Origin of the sequence: Chryseobacterium sp. CFS15 (assembly GCF_031118795.1) — a bacterium.
GTDB classification, from domain to species: Bacteria; Bacteroidota; Bacteroidia; order Flavobacteriales; family Weeksellaceae; genus Chryseobacterium; species Chryseobacterium indoltheticum.
This window is the reverse complement of record NZ_JAVHYL010000013.1, coordinates 92,724-111,841: the sequence shown is the minus strand read 5'-3', so window position 1 is coordinate 111,841 and position 19,118 is coordinate 92,724. Positions and strand designations below refer to the sequence as shown.

General features: G+C 32.6%; 19 protein-coding genes. 14 read left to right on the top strand and 5 right to left on the bottom strand.

From position 1 onward, the window contains the following. Nucleotides 1–10 precede the first annotated feature (10 nt). Nucleotides 11–916, top strand: coding sequence for a glycosyltransferase (locus OH814_RS18125; protein ID WP_308829124.1), 906 nt, complete (start codon nt 11–13; stop codon nt 914–916). Nucleotide 917: 1 nt separating this feature from the next. Here OH814_RS18125 and asnB read toward each other — a convergent pair whose 3' ends face one another. Next, the gene (asnB, locus tag OH814_RS18120) at nt 918–2,741 is read right to left on the bottom strand and encodes an asparagine synthase (glutamine-hydrolyzing) (RefSeq protein ID WP_308829123.1); all 1,824 of its coding nucleotides are present in this window, start codon (nt 2,739–2,741) and stop codon (nt 918–920) included. Between the two features lie 128 nt (nt 2,742–2,869). On the opposite strand from asnB, the gene OH814_RS18115 reads away from it, so the two are divergent. Then, complete coding sequence (locus OH814_RS18115; protein ID WP_308829122.1) at nt 2,870–3,880, top strand: glycosyltransferase family 2 protein; 1,011 nt, start codon at nt 2,870–2,872, stop codon at nt 3,878–3,880. Nucleotide 3,881: 1 nt separating this feature from the next. Here the strand turns inward: OH814_RS18115 and OH814_RS18110 are convergent, their stop codons facing one another. Then, nucleotides 3,882–4,880 (bottom strand): glycosyltransferase, encoded by a 999-nt coding sequence (locus OH814_RS18110; RefSeq protein ID WP_308829121.1) that lies wholly within the window; start codon nt 4,878–4,880, stop codon nt 3,882–3,884. A 323-nt stretch (nt 4,881–5,203) separates the two neighbouring features. On the opposite strand from OH814_RS18110, the gene OH814_RS18105 reads away from it, so the two are divergent. Further along, nucleotides 5,204–6,010, top strand: a complete 807-nt coding sequence (locus OH814_RS18105; protein ID WP_308829120.1) for a glycosyltransferase family 2 protein — start codon at nt 5,204–5,206, stop codon at nt 6,008–6,010. Nucleotides 6,011–6,043: 33 nt separating this feature from the next. Here the strand turns inward: OH814_RS18105 and OH814_RS18100 are convergent, their stop codons facing one another. Then, the gene (locus OH814_RS18100) at nt 6,044–6,820 is read right to left on the bottom strand and encodes a class I SAM-dependent methyltransferase (RefSeq protein ID WP_308829119.1); all 777 of its coding nucleotides are present in this window, start codon (nt 6,818–6,820) and stop codon (nt 6,044–6,046) included. A 93-nt stretch (nt 6,821–6,913) separates the two neighbouring features. Between OH814_RS18100 and OH814_RS18095 the strand changes: the two genes are divergently transcribed. The 11 genes from OH814_RS18095 to OH814_RS18045 all read left to right on the top strand — a co-directional run bounded on the left by OH814_RS18095 (nt 6,914) and on the right by OH814_RS18045 (nt 17,437). Continuing rightward, complete coding sequence (locus OH814_RS18095; protein WP_308829118.1) at nt 6,914–8,068, top strand: glycosyltransferase; 1,155 nt, start codon at nt 6,914–6,916, stop codon at nt 8,066–8,068. Next, entirely contained in the window at nt 8,065–8,961 is an 897-nt protein-coding gene (locus OH814_RS18090; protein ID WP_308829117.1) for a glycosyltransferase family A protein, read from the top strand. The genes OH814_RS18095 and OH814_RS18090 overlap by 4 nt, the downstream gene beginning before the upstream one ends. 2 nt (nt 8,962–8,963) lie before the next feature. Next, the gene (locus OH814_RS18085; protein WP_308829116.1) at nt 8,964–10,103 is read left to right on the top strand and encodes a glycosyltransferase; all 1,140 of its coding nucleotides are present in this window, start codon (nt 8,964–8,966) and stop codon (nt 10,101–10,103) included. Between the two features lies 1 nt (nt 10,104). Then, a complete protein-coding gene (locus OH814_RS18080) occupies nt 10,105–11,076 on the top strand; it encodes a glycosyltransferase family 2 protein (RefSeq protein WP_308829115.1) in 972 nt (323 codons plus the stop codon). A 13-nt stretch (nt 11,077–11,089) separates the two neighbouring features. Then, nucleotides 11,090–12,097 carry an acyltransferase gene (locus tag OH814_RS18075; protein ID WP_308829114.1) on the top strand — a complete coding sequence of 336 codons (1,008 nt, stop codon included), beginning with the start codon at nt 11,090–11,092 and terminating at the stop codon, nt 12,095–12,097. After that, on the top strand, nt 12,097–13,242 hold the full coding sequence (locus tag OH814_RS18070) for a glycosyltransferase (protein ID WP_308829113.1): 1,146 nt from the start codon (nt 12,097–12,099) through the stop codon (nt 13,240–13,242). Before OH814_RS18075 ends, OH814_RS18070 begins: the two co-directional genes overlap by 1 nt. Before the next feature lie 54 nt (nt 13,243–13,296). Then, complete coding sequence (locus OH814_RS18065; protein ID WP_308829112.1) at nt 13,297–13,851, top strand: serine acetyltransferase; 555 nt, start codon at nt 13,297–13,299, stop codon at nt 13,849–13,851. Nucleotides 13,852–14,005: 154 nt separating this feature from the next. Further along, complete coding sequence (locus OH814_RS18060) at nt 14,006–14,674, top strand: carbonic anhydrase (RefSeq protein ID WP_115620512.1); 669 nt, start codon at nt 14,006–14,008, stop codon at nt 14,672–14,674. Between the two features lie 22 nt (nt 14,675–14,696). Next, the gene (locus tag OH814_RS18055) at nt 14,697–14,996 is read left to right on the top strand and encodes a hypothetical protein (RefSeq protein WP_076557280.1); all 300 of its coding nucleotides are present in this window, start codon (nt 14,697–14,699) and stop codon (nt 14,994–14,996) included. 147 nt (nt 14,997–15,143) lie between these two features. Beyond that, a complete protein-coding gene (locus OH814_RS18050) occupies nt 15,144–16,739 on the top strand; it encodes a SulP family inorganic anion transporter (RefSeq protein WP_115620514.1) in 1,596 nt (531 codons plus the stop codon). Nucleotides 16,740–16,801: 62 nt separating this feature from the next. Further along, on the top strand, nt 16,802–17,437 hold the full coding sequence (locus OH814_RS18045; RefSeq protein ID WP_115620515.1) for a carbonic anhydrase family protein: 636 nt from the start codon (nt 16,802–16,804) through the stop codon (nt 17,435–17,437). A gap of 61 nt (nt 17,438–17,498) precedes the next feature. Here the strand turns inward: OH814_RS18045 and pth are convergent, their stop codons facing one another. Both pth and OH814_RS18035 read right to left on the bottom strand, forming a co-directional pair. After that, the gene (pth, locus tag OH814_RS18040) at nt 17,499–18,062 is read right to left on the bottom strand and encodes an aminoacyl-tRNA hydrolase (RefSeq protein ID WP_115620516.1); all 564 of its coding nucleotides are present in this window, start codon (nt 18,060–18,062) and stop codon (nt 17,499–17,501) included. 88 nt (nt 18,063–18,150) lie between these two features. Then, nucleotides 18,151–19,077: a hypothetical protein gene (locus OH814_RS18035; RefSeq protein WP_308829111.1), complete on the bottom strand. Its 927-nt coding sequence runs from the start codon at nt 19,075–19,077 to the stop codon at nt 18,151–18,153. Nucleotides 19,078–19,118: the final 41 nt, after the last annotated feature.

Below are 19,118 nucleotides of genomic sequence, written 5' to 3'. Positions count from 1 at the left end.
CATACAAAAAATGAACAAACTGGCCTTCGTAATTCCGTATTATAAAATAGATTTTTTTGAAGAAACTTTACAATCGCTAGAGAATCAGACCAATAAAAAATTTAATATTTATATCGGTAATGACAAAAGCCCGAATGATCCTGCTGATATTATTTCCCGATATGCACATCTGAATATTACCTATAAAGCTTTTGATTCTAATCTGGGTACTAAAGATCTGGAAGGGCAATGGATCAGGTGCATTGATTTATCAAAAAATGAGGAATGGATATGTATTTTGGGAGACGATGACTGTCCGAAGGAAAATTTTGTTGAAGAATTTTATAATATTCTGCCTACAGTCGATGAAAAAGGCATTAATGTCATCAAAGCAGCAATAACTTCAATAGATTCTCACTCGAATCTGAGAGGTGCAGATCTCCTTCATCCGGAATATGAGACCTCTATCAATACATTTTGGAGAGACCGAAATAACCAGACGCATACAAGTATAAGTGAGAATATATTTAGAAGAAGTTGTTATGAAAAAATTGGTTTCAGAGGTTTCCCTTTGGCTTGGGGAACCCCTTTGGTAGCCTGGATGGATTATACAGAGGGAGGTCTTATTTATGGTATGAATAATACACAAATGTGTGTAAGATCTTCGGAAATCAACCTCACCAGAGTTAATTCTTTTAGAGACCAGAAAGATGTTGGGGAAGCCATGGTATATGAAATTGTTTTTTCAGATTATTATGATAAATTCAATGATGCACAACGTTTATTTTTGTTAAAAAAATACCATGCAGTTCTTCATTATTACAAACTAAAAAACAAACTTCCATCGTCAATCTTTTATCTATACGGTAAATACGGAGGTGTAAAGGCAAAACTCTTTTATATTCTTCGAGAAATTAAATGGAAATTCGAGAAATAATTTAGTGATGTTCTTCCATCCAAATTCCCAATACCAAAAGAGACCAATGCTTATAATTATAATTTAGATTTTTCTGAACCTGCTGAAAATCTAGTTTGAGAAAAATTTTTGAGGACGGATTTTTTAAAATTTTTGCTGAAAGCTCTTCCATAGCAGGAATTTTCAACCATTTTTCTACAGGCGCACCAAACCCCTGCTTTCGCTTACTTAGAATATTATCTGTTAATAATTCACCAAAAGCTTTCCTTAGGATAATTTTGGTCTGTTCAGTATTTACTTTATATTTTGCAGGAAGAGCAGAACAAAATTCGACCAAATCTTTATCTAAAAAAGGAGTTCGCAATTCGATCGAATGCATCATCGCAATCCGGTCATCTTTCACCATATAATCTCCCGGAATAATATTGGTGAGATCCATTTTCATAGGAGTATTAAGATTGGTTTTATCTAATGGGAAATTATATAAATGTTCATGTTCTACATTTGATTTTAAAAGTAAAGCTGTTTCTTTTTTGGTAAAATTACTATGTACTTTTTCTTTTTGATAAGAAACAATATCCGGAAATTTTGCCCTGAAAACTTTATCCAGAAAATAATCCTGTCCTTTTCTAAAACCTATTTTTTCACTAACAGTAGACCCTATTTTATAAAAAGTCAGAAAATTTGGATTCGCCCTTCCTTTGTCAAGAATTTCTTTTTCTTTCTGGTACCATTTGTATCCGCCAAAAAGCTCGTCACCTGCATTTCCGGTAATTACAACAGTCATGTTTTTTGCAGCTTCCTCACAAATGGTATATGTTGCCAAAATTGCAGTATCTGCAAGCGGCTCATCTAGTTTTTTTAAAACCTGTACCAATAAGTTTGGGATTTCTTCATCTTTAAGAGAAACTTCTTTGTGATTGGTATTGTACTTTTGGGATATGCTTCTCGCTTCCGGCATTTCATTCCATTCACCTTGATACTCAAATCCCAATGTGGTAAGATTTAAATTATACCTGGATGACAGTGCAACCAAAGTTCCGGAATCTAATCCACCACTTAAAAAAGCGCCTACTTTTACATCAGCAATCAATTGCTTTTCAACCGATTTATCTACTAGACTTTTAAATTTTTGTATTGCATCATTTTCTGAAATAGTTAATTCTTCTTCGGGCAAATTCCAATATTGAGAAATTTTTATTTCCCCATTTTTATAGACTAATTGTGAAGCCGGTGGCAAAACTTTAATATTTTTATAAATACTTTGATGACTGTTTATGTATGAATGGCGCAAAAAATGAGAAACAGCTTCGTCATTCAGCTCTTTATCTACTAAACCTGTTGCCAGAATAGCCTTAATCTCTGAGGCAAAAATAAATTCACCGTTTTTTCCTGTTGCAAAATAAAATGGTTTTTCTCCAAAGCGATCTCTTACACAAAAAAGCTGTTGTTTTTCTTCATCCCAAATTGCAACAGAAAACATTCCGTTTAAATGTTTTGGAAGTTCAGAACCATATTTTTGATACAATGCAAGAATAACTTCTGTGTCTGTATTGCTTTTGAAAGAATATTCAGAAAATTCTTTTTTTAAATCACGATAACCGTAAATTTCTCCGTTGAAAACGATGCATTCATTCTTCGTGTCTGAATACATCGGCTGATGGCCGTCCTGAGAAAGATCAACAATCGCTAAACGTCTGAAACCTAAAAAACAGTTTTGAAAATACTCATGACCTTCATCATCCGGACCGCGATGAATAATAGAATCGGTCATGTTTTTCAGACTTCTTTTATAAAAATCATCGTTTAAAATATTTTTTTTTACAATACCTGCAATTCCGCACATAGATCATTAATATATGACAAATTTAAAACTTATTTATTGAACATTTGTGAGCGTCAAAGTTTTACACAAGTTAGATCTTAAAGTTTCAATCAATTTAATAAAAATTAAATTCAGATATTTGCAACGATATGCAAACACAACCTCTGATTTCTATTATTACAACGTATTATAACTCTGTACAGTTAGGAGATTTTGTAAAGTCATCTATGAAATGTCTGCAAAACCAGACGTATCAAAATCTAGAATTAATATGTGTGAATGATGGCTCTACCGATTCTACATTAAATGAATTAGAAAGTTTCGCAAAACAAGATTCGAGAATTAAAGTTTACACCAAAGAAAATCAGAAGTATGCGCAATATTCTAAGGCATACGGACAGGAAAAGGCTTCGGGAGAATTTATTTTTCTTTTTGATCATGATGATCTTATTGATTTCGATACAATAGAAAAATGTTACCAGACATTTTTAAGACATCCTGAGCTTGATATTGTAACCCCGATTGTTATTACAAAATTCACTGACGGAAAAATTAAAAATATACACAATATTTATGTTTCTGATTCAGCAATTTTTGAATTTAAAAAATTTACGGGATCACAAATTATTAAAGATACTGTAGGCAAATATGATAACCACATCCGAGGATTGTACAGAAAAGAAGTCTTCAAATCTCATTCTTTCCGTTTTACAGAACCTCTTTTGAATGCTGATGAAATTGTGGAGAGACTTATATATGAAGAAGCGAGATTTGTAGGAAACTGTGACGCAGTTTACACCCACTATATTCATCCGGATTCATCAGCAAAGTTGCTTTCTCCCAAAAGAATAGATTTTGCAAGAACAGATTATGTACTGAGAAAGATATTTAAAGAAAAAGGAATTTACGAGAACCGTCGGGCAATCTTCGAATTTATAGCCTACAAAAATCTGGTCAATGCCATTAAAATTTTTCATCATTTTTCTAAAGATATGACTGCGGAAGAATATTCTAAACAAAGCAAAAGACTTCGGGAATCGTATAATGAATTAGACAAAAAAGTTGTCATTTCTCAGTTTGCAGGATTTGCAAAATTTTATAATGCTTTTTTATTATCTGATTTTTCTTTAATGTCAATTTTTTATAAATACAAGAAATAAATTATCTCTCAAAGCGCCAGATAAAAAGTTTCACAGCCAAACCGGCAGGAATATTGTGAAAGAAATTTTTCTTTTTGACATCTAAAGAATATTTTGAACTGAAATAGTCTGAAAGATTTAATCGGACTAATTTCTGCATTCTTGAAATATTAGTTTTTAGATATTCTTTATCTTTCAATGCTTTCCATTGCATCACCAAAACCATTTCCTTGAAGAGAATAATTTTATTTTTGATAAGCATTTTCAATTCAGAGTTTTTTTCCTCTTTATAAGATTTGGTTAGATACTCAAGAATTGTTAGATAGTTCTCAAAATTTTTCTTTTTCCTGTTGAAAATAACTGATTCACCATGAAGATAATACAGATATGTAATGTCATCAATAATTGCTAAAGTGTCTGTTTTTAACAACAAATGAAAAAACCACAACTCATCCTGAGCAAATAATCCCGGTACAAAATAAATTTGATTATCAACAATAAAGTCCTTCTTAAATAATTTATTCCACGATGATGAAGGAAATCCGCCTTTGCTATACACGGAAAATATTTCAAGATTATTATCGTAATATTTTTTTTCTGTGATGGTGGGAAATCCGAAATCTTTCGTGGTATTATCAAAAGTGTTGATCCATCGATTTTGCGCTATAATGATTTGAGCATCTGTTTTTTCAGCTTTTTTAACCAATAATTCTATGCAATCTGTTGTAATTTCGTCGTCACTATCCAAAAAAAACAGATATTTTCCGGTAGATGCTTTTATGCCGTTGTTTCTTACAACAGAGAGTCCCGAATTTTCCTGATGTTCTATAATTTTGATAGTAAGATCCAGATTGGCATCCATAAAATTTTTGACAAGCAACATGCTATTGTCAGGAGTGCAATCATTAACAAGAACAATTTCTAAATTTTTATATGTTTGATTTTTGACAGATTCCAGACATCTGATGATAAACTTCTCACATTTAAAAATGGGAATAGAAATAGTTACTAATGGATTCATCGAGCGGAAATTAAATAAATTGTATCCTGCAAAAATATAGAATTAAATATTGTAAGACAGATATAAACATTAAAACTTCTGAATTCCAAAGTTGACCTGCAGATATTTGTAGTACATTCACTGTGACTTGTTAATTTAATAAATTATTGTAGTTTTATAGTCAGGGATTAAAATTCATTTGTTATAGAATAATGCAATTTTTTCAAAGTTTAATAATTATAATGGATTAAATATTCTGAAACAATACTCTTTTATTGTAATGTGATTATTATAAAAAAATCCTAATTCCATAAATTTATTCAACATTTGCGCTCCTAATATCTATGCTTAAATTTTCCATTCTTATCGCCCACTACAACAATTACCATTACTTTACAGAATGCTACGAAAGTATTCTGAAACAGACTTACCAAAACTACGAAATTGTGCTTGTAGATGACTGCTCTTCGGATGATTCTTATCAAAAGATCATAGAACTTACGAAAGATAATCCAAAAGTTAAAGTTTATAGAAATGAAGAAAACAGCGGTGTAGGTCTTACAAAAAAAAGATGTGTTAACTTAGCTTCGGGAGAAATCTGCGGCTTTGTTGATCCCGATGATACTTTAGCAGAGAATGCATTACAGATTATTATCGAAAATTACACTAAAAATATTATTGTAGTGTATTCTCAATTCTACGAGTGTGATGCCAATCTCAAACCTATTAAAATATTTCCACATTCTCGCGCCATTAAAAACGGCGATAAAATGTTTTTTAATGTTTTTTTTGAAGCAACTCACTTTTTCACATTTAAAAAAGAGGCTTATAAAAAAACTTCCGGAATCAATGATAAACTTACTTCAGCAGTCGATCAGGATTTGTATTTAAAGCTTTATGAAAAAGGTGATTTTAAATTTGTAAAAGTTCCGCTTTATTACTACCGCATCCATGAAAAAGGGGTGTCGCAGGAATCTTCCAAGAAAGAAAAGCTGCACAAAAACTGGCATCAGACTATTTTAGATAGTGCCAAAAGAAGAAATATTGATTATCTCTACGGTAAAAAAATAACCGATATTGAGAATCTCCCAGGATTTTTGAAAATAAAACAAAATAATATTTTCAAAAAAATCCAACGAAAATTTTTATAAACCAGAAAACCACAGAATAGTCTGTGGTTTTCTTTATTCTTTTATAATAACTCCGGCATACTTGCCATCAAACTCAATAATATATGGTTTGTGATTATTCTGTTCACAATAATCTTTAAATGCGGCATTGTCTCCTACATCATCACTCATAAAAACACCACCCTTTCTCAGTCTCTCCCACAGAATTTTATAAGCCCACATTCTTCCGTCATACGTTTTGTCACTATCGTAATGTACTACGTCAAAAATTTTTGTTTTTTCAAAAATTTTTGGAAGAGATTCTTTATCGGCAAATCTATAAAGATCCCAATTACTTTTGTATTTTTCTGGAATTACACATCCTACAAAATCTTCACTTTGATTTTGAAGAATATATGGCATATCTGAACTGTAAAGCGTTCCGTTTCTAGAAACTAAAGATGCTAAAGCCGCAAATGAAGACCAGCCATAAGCAACTCCGGTCTCAATAGAATTTTGAGCCTTTGCAAATTCATTAATGTAATAAATAACACTTAAAGAGCCGGCACCACCCATTTTTACAGGTGCTTTTTCCTGTACCTGCAATGCATTTTTGTATTCTTGAGGAAAAATTTCTTCGAAAGGAACAAAATTCATTTTCAAAATATTCTCTATGAAATCTTTTTCAGAGACTGCGATGCTTTTACACCATTTTTCCGCTTCTTCTTTACCTCGTAGACCAGATGAACGGTTAAATATGTTTTTCCATATCTTACGTCGTAGTTCAGGATAGAGATCCGGACGCTTTAGATAAGCGACAAATGTAGTTGCGATTTCTGAAACTTTACTCATACAGTTATGTTTTGAGGGGTAAAAATACAAAAGAATTGCCCAAACAGTCTTATATTTGTTTCACTAAGGATTAATTTTTTTTTAAAAATACAAATGTCTCAAAAAATAAAAGTTCTGTTTCGTCATCGTTCCATGGAAATGGGAGGAGTTGAAAGGGTTCTTCTTGATTTGTTGGAAAATCTGCCAAGGGAACTGTTTGACATTACTTTCTTTCTGACAATGAATCAGGGAGAGCTTAGAAAAAATATTCCTAAAGATATTGAGCTGATTACTCTGCAAAAAGGAAGAGAAGATATGAGCAGTAATAAGTTTCTCAGAACTTTACAGCTTATTAAAAGAAACATAATTCTTACTTTTTACAGAAATAATCCGAAAATATTATACCGTAAAATCATTAAAAAAGATTTTGACCTTGAAATAGCTCCAACGTATTCAGAGTTTGACAACATCCTATCAAGCCCTTTAAATTCCAGAAAAATAGCATGGTTTCATACCGATGTAAGTTATGATCCAAATGAAAAAAGGGTTTTAAGCAGAGTAAATGCCCTCAAAAAATTTGATTGGGTAATTTTTGGTTCTAAGCAAACAAGAGACATTATTAAAGATTTATATCAAATTGAATATCCTAAAAGTTCTGTCATTTATAATTCTATAAAAATAGATGAAGTCAAGGTAAAAGCGTTAGAATTTCCTGTTCATTACGACATCACCCCTGTATTTTCATCTATGGGAAGATTACACAGCCGTAAAAATTATCACACTTTGATGAAAGTTCACAAAAGACTTTTAGATGAAGGATTTCTCCACTCAATTGCGGTGATTGGTGGCGGTTCGGAGATGGAAAACTTACACAGGCAAACTAAAGAATTAAAGATAGAAAACACTTTTCTACTTCTTGACAGCCAGATAAACCCATATCCTTATATAAAAAACTCAGATTATTTTATACTACCTTCTGAATCTGAATCTTATCCTTTAACAATCGGAGAAGTAATGGGATTAAATATACCAGTTATAAGTACAAACGTGGGCGGAATTCCGGAAATGATTGAGCATAATTTTGATGGTTATCTCGTAGAACCAAATGAAGATGCCATTTATGAAGGGATGAAATTATTCCTCACAAACACTGAAATTACAGAGAAATTTAAGAAAAACATGGTGCAATCTGTAGAGAAATTTGATAATGAAAAGATTTATAATCAGGTAACTTCTGTTTTTCAAAAACAATATCAATTGAAAGAATGAAAAACCCATTAGTCACCATTCTTACGCCCACTTACAATCGAGCACATACTTTGCCTCGGGTTTTTGAGTCGCTACAAAATCAGACGTTTAAAGATTTCGAATGGCTGGTTATAGACGATGGCTCTACCGACAAAACTAAAGAACTCGTTGAAGAATTTCAGAAAATATCTGATTTTAAAATTAGATACTATCATCAGGAAAACCAACATAAGTTTTTAACTTTTTTTCGTGGAATTGACCTTGCAGAAGGTAAATATTTTTCGCCTTTAGATTCTGATGATGCATTGCCAAAGGATTCTATGGAAATCCTTGTCAATACATGGGAACAGATTAATGATAATAAAAATATTGTATTTGTATCAACACTTTGTGAAGATCAGTTTGGAAAGATTGTGGGAGATCATTTCCCGAAAGACCCGTTCATTTGCAGTATTTTTGATATGCGTTATAAATACAAAATTAAAGGTGATAAATGGGGAATGGGCAAAACTGAAATTTATAAAAAAATGAAGCTGAATTTCGGTGATCTTGCCGGAAAAGGGTTTATTCCGGAAGGTGTTTTTCAGTTTCAGTTTGATAAGCTTGGTCTTCATTACTGCATCAATAAGGTAACGAGAATCTATTTTCGGGACAAAGATGATGAGCAATCTCTTGCCAATCAGTTTTACGATAAAAAAAATGCATTTGGTCTTGCCGAAAACTACAAAGCATTTCTTAATGCGTATAGTTCAAAAATTTGGAGCAATCCGATGCCGGTTCTTAGAAATTTGGGCGGTTATCTGAAATTTTCAAAAATTGACGGCAGATCTTTAGGGAAAATCACTTCAGAATTAAAATCAACTGAAATGAAAGTATTGGCAAATCTACTTTATCCATTCTCAAAATTCATTTAGAAATGCCAAAAAAAATTCTTTTCATCTATTATCAAAATCTTAAACCAGGCGGCGTTGCAAGGGTGATGATAAACCTTGCAAATGAACTTTGTGAAAACGGATATGATATAAGTATCTTATTTTTGATGGAAGGCGAGCATACATTTTATAAGATCAACCCAAAGATAAAAATTCATACCGTTGATTCTTTTGGTCATTGGGGTTTTAATAAAGTCAATCCCGTACTCGATAAATATTTAAAAAAATTCAGGTACAGATACAGTCTTAAAAAATATGTGTATGATTTTGGGCAATGGGATATGATGAATGAATGGCTGAAAAAAAATCACTCTCAATTTGATACCATCATTTCTTGCTGGTACAAATTATCTGCACAAATTTCTGTAAATAAAACAATCGCATCAAAAACACTCGCTTGGGAGCATTCTAATTTCGAAGTGGGTGGTAAAATTTGGGGTAATCTTTTACGTCCAAAATATAAAAACTTAGCTGGAATTATCTGCATTAATAAAGCATCTTTTAATTATTACAAAACACTCAATCCCAATTCCTATTTAATTCCGAATATCATAGGTGAACCATTTGAAAGCACCAAAAATGTCGATTTTGAAAGTAAAATAAACCAGTTGATTTATGTGGGAAGATTGGATCAAGAAAAAAATGTGAGTGCGATCATTACTATAATTTCACAAATAAATTTAAATGACTTTCATCTTAAAATTATTGGTGAAGGCTCTGAAATGGAAAATCTGAAAAAACAAGTTGAAGAAAAAAGGTTAGCATCAAAAATTACTTTTACAGGTCGTTTGCCAATTAACGAAATCAAAAATGAGCTCTTAAAAAGTAAAATTTTCCTATTTACAAGTGTGAATGAAGCTTTCGGAATGGTATTACTAGAGGCCATGTTCTGTGGTAATGCACTTATTTCTTACGATTGTAATTATGGCCCATCAGATATTATTAATCAAAACAACGGCTTTTTAATTCCGCTAAATAATCAATCGCTTTTTATTGAAAAATTATCCTCTGTAATTGAAAACAAGATAAGACTCAACGATTTAATAAAAACAAGCTTTAAAGACTCGGAAAAATGGAAAAAAGATACAGCTTTGAAGGAATGGAAAACAATTTTAAATTTTTAATATGCTCATTTCAATAATTGTTCCTGTTTATAATAGTGCTTTATATTTAGAGAAATGTATTGATTCTATATTATCTCAGACCTACAGCAATCTTGAATTAATCTTAATTAATGATGGATCAACCGACAGTTCTAGAGAAATAATGGAAACCTATAAAAAATCAGACGCCAGGATTGTTTTAATCAATAAAATTAATACCGGAGTAAGCGATTCTAGAAATACAGGTATTAAAGCTTCTTCCGGTCAGATGATTTGCTTTATAGATTCTGACGATTGGGTAGATTCTGATTACTTAGAGATTTTTACATCCAATTTTGAAAACAATAATACTTTGCTTATTCAAAGTCTGAATAGAAACGGCACTTTAAAAAACATTTATAATTACAAAAGCTATAGCATAAAAACAGATATAGATCCTCTTTTTACTGATAATGATTTATTATATTGTGGCGGGCCAATGGCCAAGTTCTATGATCAATCTGTCATTCAGAAAAACAATATTCTTTTTGCTAAAAATGTAACCTATGGTGAAGATCTTATCTTTTTTCTTGAATACATAAAACATTCAGATTTTATTCGATTTTTACCCGATGCGAAGTACCATTACAGACTTACAGAAGGATCTTTAAGTACTAAAAGAAATTATCCTGTAAAAAATTACATTGAAGTACATCATGCAATATCTCAATTCATAAATTGGGCAAAAATTACAAAAGACTCTACGTTAAAATACTTCTACGCTATCGACTGGGATATTTTAGAAGCCGGAATAGATCAAAACATCCACAAAAATCTTAAAAACCAGAAAGAAGACTTTTTCAATTTAGAAAAATCGATTACCTCACTTCACTATAAGTATGGCAATAAAAAACAAAAAATTCTGTATTTTTTCATCAAAACCAACAATTTACTTATCTTAAAAATGTACAAGTCTTTTTTACTCAAATTAAGTAAACTAAGAAAAGCCATCTGAAAACATACTATCGATGAATAACAAAAAACTACTCAATATTCAATACCTAAGAGGAATTGCCGCATTTATGGTTTGCGGTTTCCATACAAAAGGCTGGCTAGACAATACGATTACAAGCAATTTTGGGGAGATGCTTTTTCCATCTGGTGAATATGGAGTGCAATTTTTTTTTGTTATCAGTGGATTTATTATGGTCTATACAACCCAAAATTTAAATATTGAAAACCCATTTAAAAACGTCGTTTCTTTCCTGAAAAAAAGAATTATAAGGATCTCACCGCTTTATACTGCTCTTACATTAGCCTGGTTTTTTCTTTTTATTTACCCTCTCTACTCTATTAATTATGTAAGTTGTATAAAAATTATTAAATCTCTACTTTTTATTCCTTTTGGAAATTTACCTATTCTCTACCTGGGATGGACATTAAATTTTGAAATGTTTTTTTATCTCGTTTTTGCCTTATGCTTTTTCTTTAAGAAATATAGATATTGGGCATTATGCTTATTTTTTGTTATTCAAATCACCCTCCATCATTTAAGTTTTGATCATTCTTACATAAAACTTATTGCAAGTCCTATTATTTCTTATTTTTTTGTTGGGGTACTCATTGGCCTTCTTTTAAATTCTTTCAAGATTTTCGCGGTACATCCATATTTAAGAATATTAGGTTTTATTATACTTTTACTCATTCAGCTAGAGATTTTTAAGATTCCAAATTTTTATCTCCAGATGATAATTATAGGAATTTGCTGTTTTATAATATTTGCTTACGACCTTCAGGCAGAAGATAAGGTTATTAAACCTCTTTATTTTTTAGGAAACATTTCGTTTTCTTTATACTTATTCCATCCGTTTGTACACAAATTTTTGATGGCATATCTTAATCTAAAACCAGGTTTTTTAGAGAATCCGGTTTATAATTTATTGTTTTATATCTTTATGCTTTCTATAATCTTTGGGTTTAGTTATTTACTTCATCAGTTCTTCGAGAAAAAAATCATTCAATATTTAAGATTTTAATGAAAAAGAAAATCCTCATTCGTATTGGTTCACTTCGTCATGGTGGCGCAGAAAAAGTATTGGTTACTTTTCTTAAAAATCTTCCACAGGATAAATATGAGATCGATTTGCTTTTAAATTTGTATTCCGGGAAATATCTGAGCGAGGTTCCGAAGTGGATCAATATCATTTATCTGAACAAAGGTGAGATGATTACCACCAACAGAATTCAGGATATTCCGAAGAAAGCGACGAGAGTTATTTATCAAAATCTATTGAAAAAACGCCCTTCTCTTCTTTATAAAGGGAAACTGAAAGGAAAAAAATACGATATTGAGTTTGCAGCCATTCATGGAATGCGTGATGAAATCCTTAATTCTCCGCTTCAGTCTTCAAAAAAAATAGTCTGGATTCATAATGATCTTTCCCAATTGAAAGAGTATACAGAAATTGAAATTAAAAAATTCTTCGGTTTTGATAAAATTATGGTGATTTCAGAGAAAATAGAAAAGCTTTTTCTTGATCTAGCTGAAAACGAAACCCAGAAACAAAAAATTGTCAAAATCTACAATCCTTTAGATACCGAAGAAATTTTGTCTAAAGCAGACAAGCCATTCAATAATTATGAATTTGACGAAAAAGTTCCCACTTTTATTTCTGTAGGAACCGTTTTTCCACAAAAAGGTTTTGACAGACTTTTGAAAGTCCATAAAAAAATTTTGGATGAAGGTTTTAAACACAAAATCCTGATCGTTGGTGACGGATATGATTTTGAAAACATCAGAAAGCTAAAAAGTGAACTTAATCTTGATCAAACTGCAACAATGCTGGGCTTTTCAGATAATCCTTATCCCTATTTCAAAAATGCAGATTTTTATATTTTAAGTTCAAGATATGAAGGTTTTCCAACCGTTTTGTTTGAGGCTATTACTTTAAAAAAGAAAATTATTGCGACAGAAGTTTCCGGAGTTAGAGAAATGCTGAATGATGGTGAATTAGGCTTAATTGTTAAAAATTCTGAAGAAGGCATTTATTCCGGAATGAAAAAAGCTTTGGTGAATTCTCAGGATTTTGAAAAGTATACGGATAACCTTAAAGACTACGAAATGCCTTTTAACCTTAAAAATTCTGTACAGAAAATCATTTCAATTCTTGACAACGTCTAGATTAATTTTTATTCTTTATTGTTGAAGACCATTTAGATTTTTTAAATTTGTTACATGGCAGGCTATTCTACTATACAGAAAGATTTTTATCGGGAAAGCGGAAAATGGCTTTCAACCTTCAAAATTTTGGCAAAGTGTGTCAATCCGAATTTACATTTTGTTTATATTTTAAGAAAAAGTCAGAAGTTTAGCAAGACGCCTGTTTTAGGACTTTTTTGGAAAGTTGTTTTACGGCATTTCCAAATAAAATATGGCTTTCAGATTTATCCTGAAACTCAGATTGGAGAAGGTTTCTACCTCGGACATTGGGGAAGCTTGGTGATCAATCCCAAGAGTAAAATAGGTAAAAACTGCAATATTGCTCAAGGTGTAACGATCGGACAGCAAAACAGAGGTAAAAATGAAGGCTATCCAGTGATTGGCGATGAGGTTTGGATTGGCCCGAACGCTGTTATTGTAGGAAATATAAATATCGGTAACAATGTTCTGATCGCTCCGAATGCGTATGTGAATTTAGATGTTCCGGACAATTCGGTCGTTACAGGCAATCCTGCAAAGATTTATTCTAATGATAATGCAACGGATGGATACATCAATAATAAGGTATAAAACCTGAATTTTATCATATTTTTATCTATATTAAACTTTGTTAAAAATGATTGATAATACTATAAAATTAATATTTTTGCATAATTGATTCAGTCTATTGAATTCGGAAATAATTTAAACGAAATAAATAATTATAATCTTTAAAATTTAATTAATGAAGAATTCGTACGAAGTTATTTTTGAAAACAACAGAAAATGGGTAGAATCTAAAGTAGCAGACAACCCCCACTTCTTTGAGGATCTTGCAAAAACTCAGAATCCTGAATACCTTTACATAGGATGTTCAGACAGCAGAGCAACCGCAGAAGAACTCATGGGAGCAAAACCCGGAGAAGTTTTTGTCCACAGAAATATTGCAAATGTTGTGAATACCCTAGACATGAGCTCCACAGCTGTTATACAATATGCAGTAGAGCATTTGAAGGTAAAACACATTATAGTTTGCGGACATTACAATTGTGGCGGTGTAAAAGCAGCGATGACGCCTGAGGATTTAGGACTTTTGAATCCTTGGCTGAGAAATATTCGTGATGTTTACAGATTGCACCAGGCAGAACTAGATTCTATCGAAGATGAGAGTAAACGTTATGACAGGCTTGTAGAACTCAATGTTCAGGAGCAATGTATCAACGTAATCAAAATGGCCTGTGTACAGGAAAGGTATATTTTAGAAGAATATCCTATTGTTCACGGCTGGGTTTTTGACCTTCGAACAGGTAAAATTATTGATCTTGAAATTGATTTTGAGGAAATCTTGAAAGACATTCAGAAGATCTACAATCTTACAAGCTCAGATTGGGTTATGAGCAGAAAGACGAAATAATCTTTCTTTTAAAATTGAGTAAATGAAATTCTGGAGTATCATTACATTACTGTTTATCCTAAACTTCACAGCCTTGCCGAGCATTGCTGCGGTTTTTGGTTGGGAGATACAGAGAACGAATGTTATTTTAAACGAAGAAGAAACCCACTCTCATTATTCATCATTTACGGTTTACGAAAAGACTTTACCTAAGACTTTAAACGTACATGATTTTCTGAAGTTTTTCGAGCCTGATCTCGAGCGCAGATCTTTTGTGCTGATTGACGATTCTTATCATCTATCACCACTTCTCACCATATTCTCCCCTCCCCCGGAAGCATAATTGAAATCGTTTTTTACATATATTCATATCAGATTTGATGTTGAATAGATGTCTTTTTAAATTAATTTCAATTTTTCATTACTGATGTTCTTAATTATATTTTTATAGTTAAAGATCAATCGGTTACATTTATCATTTTTCAATATCATGAAAAAATCTAAGTCATTATTTGGAGGAATAAAAGAGAATTTTCCTTCCGGCCTTGTTGTATTTTTAGTAGCGCTTCCGCTATGTTTAGGAATTGCTTTGGCATCTGGCGCACCACCATTATCCGGTATTATTGCCGGTATTGTAGGAGGCCTTGTCGTTGGAGCACTCAGTAATTCTAATATTTCGGTTTCAGGACCTGCAGCTGGTCTTACCGCAATTGTTTTAACTGCAATTACTGATCTTGGAGCTTTCGAGCTATTTCTTTGCGCCGGTATCATCGCCGGTCTTATACAGCTGGTTTTAGGTTTCGCAAGAGCAGGGAGCATATCCAATTATTTTCCAAATAATGTTATTGAGGGAATGCTTGCTGCGATAGGAATTATTATCATTATCAAACAGATTCCGCATGCATTAGGTTTTGATAATGACTATGAAGGAAATGAAACATTATTTACCAACGGAATCAATTTCAATTATTTCAGCGAATTAGCGGGTGCTGTACATCCTGGAGCCATTATCGTAACTTTGGTTTCGGTAGGCGTTCTTTTAGCTTGGGATCAAATTCCTGCTCTTAAAAGAATGAAAATACTACCCGGCGCATTAGTTGCCGTTGTTGTCGGAATTTTATTGAACGAAGCATTTAAAATGTCAGGAAGTTCGTTAGCGATCGGTACAGAACATTTGGTTTCTTTACCCGTTCCTCAGAGTCTTGATGATTTTAAAAATTTGATAATACTTCCCGATTTTAATGGTTTTCTTAACCCTAAAGTGTGGATTGTAGGGGCAACCATTGCCATTGTAGCGTCTATTGAAACCTTACTATGTATTGAAGCTTCAGACCGATTAGATGTTCAGAGAAGAATTACCGACACCAATCTTGAGCTTAAAGCACAGGGAATCGGGAATCTTATCAGCTCATTTATTGGTGGATTACCAATGACATCAGTTGTGGTAAGAAGTTCGGCAAACGCCAATGCAGGAGCTACTTCGAAGGTTTCAGCGATGATTCACGGAGTTTTGTTGTTGGTTTGTGTACTGAGCATTCCTTTTATCTTAAACTTAATTCCATTATCAACGCTTGCAGCGGTTTTACTTTTAGTAGGATATAAATTGGCAAAACCAGCTACATTCAAACATTTCTGGCATTTAGGGAAATTCCAGTTTATACCGTTTGTAGCGACTGTAGTTGCGATTGTAGCGACAGATTTACTGAAAGGAGTTGGTATTGGTCTGGCCATTTCAGTTTTCTATATTCTACAAGGAAATATGAAACGTGCTTATTATCTAAGCCGTGAAAAACTGATCGATGCAGATGGCATTACGATGAAACTTGCAGAAGAGGTTTCTTTCCTTAATAAAGCTGCCATTAAAAAGACATTGAAAAACATTAAATCAAATTCTACGGTAACGATTGATGCGAGAGGAACATCATATATCGCAACAGATGTACTGGAAATGATTCAGGATTTTGCCAACATCAGAGCGAAAGAAGAAGATATTAATGTGGAACTATTAGGCTTCAAAACTTCGTACAGAGACTACGAAACCGATGAAGACTCTCACATCGTCATTACCCATAAAAGAGCAATGTAAGCTCATCAAAAATATTTTTTTAACTTTAATTTTTAATAATAATTCAACAAATAATAAATCATATGAAAGCACATACATCTGAAACTCAATCTACAATTACTCCTGAAAAAGCATTAAACTTTTTAAAAGAAGGAAACCAAAGATTTGTAGGTAACTTAAAGGCAAACAGAGATCTTTTGGAGCAGGTAAATGCTACCAGAGAAGGGCAATGGCCTTTTGCAGTTGTGCTAAGCTGTATAGACAGCCGTACTTCTGCAGAATTAATCTTTGATCAGGGATTGGGTGATGTTTTCAGTATCAGAATAGCAGGAAATTTTGTTAATCAGGATATTTTAGGATCTATGGAATTTGGCTGTAATGTCGCAGGTTCTAAGCTTGTGGTTGTTTTAGGTCACACAAAATGTGGCGCTTTAAAAGGCGGATTAGACGCAGCTAAAATCGAAGGAATGGGAATGGATAACCTGAACCATCTGATCGACCATTTTGACCCAATTATCAAAACAATCATCAAAGATGACGAAGAACGCTCTTCAGCAAACGCAGATCTTCTTGAAAGACTGAATCAGCATAACGTAAAAAATGCGATTGATGATATCCGCAAGCAAAGCTCTACTTTAAAGAGACTTGAGGAAGAAGGTAAAATTAAAATAGTCGGAGCTAATTATGACGTTGAAACCGGCGTTGTAACCTGGTTATAATAAACATTCATCTTTCATTAATAATTCGGTCGGAAGCTTTGCTTCCGACCGAATTTGTTTTTTATTTTCCGTTAAAAGCAGACATTGTATTGTTAATTCCTGCAAAAACGAAAGACAGACATGCTTTTGAAAACTTCTCTATTCTTTCCTGAAGTTTTTCGTTTTCCTCCTGATTCCAGGTTCCTAATACATAATCTACCTGCCTACCTTCAGAAAATTCGGCCGAAATTCCAAAACGAAGTCTTGCGTAATTCTGAGTCTGTAACACCTCCTGAATATTTTTTAGTCCGTTGTGACCGGCATCAGAACCTTTCATTTTCATTCTTAATGTTCCGAACGGCAAAGCCAGATCATCGGTGATAATCATCACGTTTTCTAAAGGAATATTTTCTTTCTGCATCCAGTATTTTACGGCATTTCCTGAAAGATTCATATAAGTATCGGGTTTTAAGACAAATACTTTTCTTCCTTTATACTTCCCTTCTGCCATCCATCCAAAATTGGTACTGTTGAATGGTGATTCTAACGTTTCAGCAATTTTTTCTGCAACCTTAAAACCTATATTGTGACGTGTATTTTCGTATTCCGGGCCTTTATTTCCAAGACCGACAATTAAATATTTCATGAGAAATTTTTTGCAAAATTAAGGGTTCTAAAATAAAAAACTCAACCCTAAAAAGGATTGAGTTTAAATATTTTCTTTAAATTACTTATTACAAAGGTTTGTAGAAATAATTAATTCCAAATCCCTGAGTCATATAAGTCTGTGGATCATACTTATAATTGGTAGAAACTACAATTGGTGTAGGAACAGGCTCCATCATATCTGTAACAGAAACTCTTCTAGGACTGTTTGGTGACAGCATCAAACTTCTGTCATCGTTAATATCTGTAGAAATAAGTACCGAAACTGTATATCCAAATGGCAGCAAAGTATACCCGCTAATCTGAGAATCATAACTGCTAAAATCGAATGCATACTTCTGATCAGCCGGTTCAAAAACAGATCCCGTCAATTTACCAACCTCTTTAGTTACCGAAGAAACATTATCTCCCAAATAACTGTAAGTAGCTTTGGTATAATCTGTATAATCAAAAGGAGTAATATCGTTACCTCTCTGCATTACAATAGATGTAAGTTTAGCAGTTGTTGAGCTATAGGTTAACTTATAAAGTGCTTTTGTTTTGGCAAAAACAGCATAAGGACCAGGCACCGTAGAAGGAGGTACAGGAGCCGCTTTTCTGTATACCGTTCTGTTCTCAGAAATCATTGTTAATTTACCCAAATTACCATAAGTATATTGTTGAGTATAAGAAACACTGTCTGTATCTATTGTACCGTCACTATCCAAATCCAGAAAGCCTTTGAAGGTTATTTTGCTGATATTGTTACCACTCCATTCTATATTTTTTATAGAAGCTTTTTCTGTAATAACTTTTGAAAGAAGCAAACCATTATACTCATACTGCGCAATCAGACCAAAATCTGTCACCTCTCTTGATAAAGCTCTTGGGCCAATTAAACCTGTATTGTCATTCAAATCCAAAAGTGGATTTCCTTCTTCATCAGTCAAATCTTTACAAGAATGTATTGAAGAAAAACCTGCTATTAGCAAAATAAAATAGAAAAGTCTTTTCATTATGTAATGGGATTATTTATTTTTTCACAAATATAATTTTT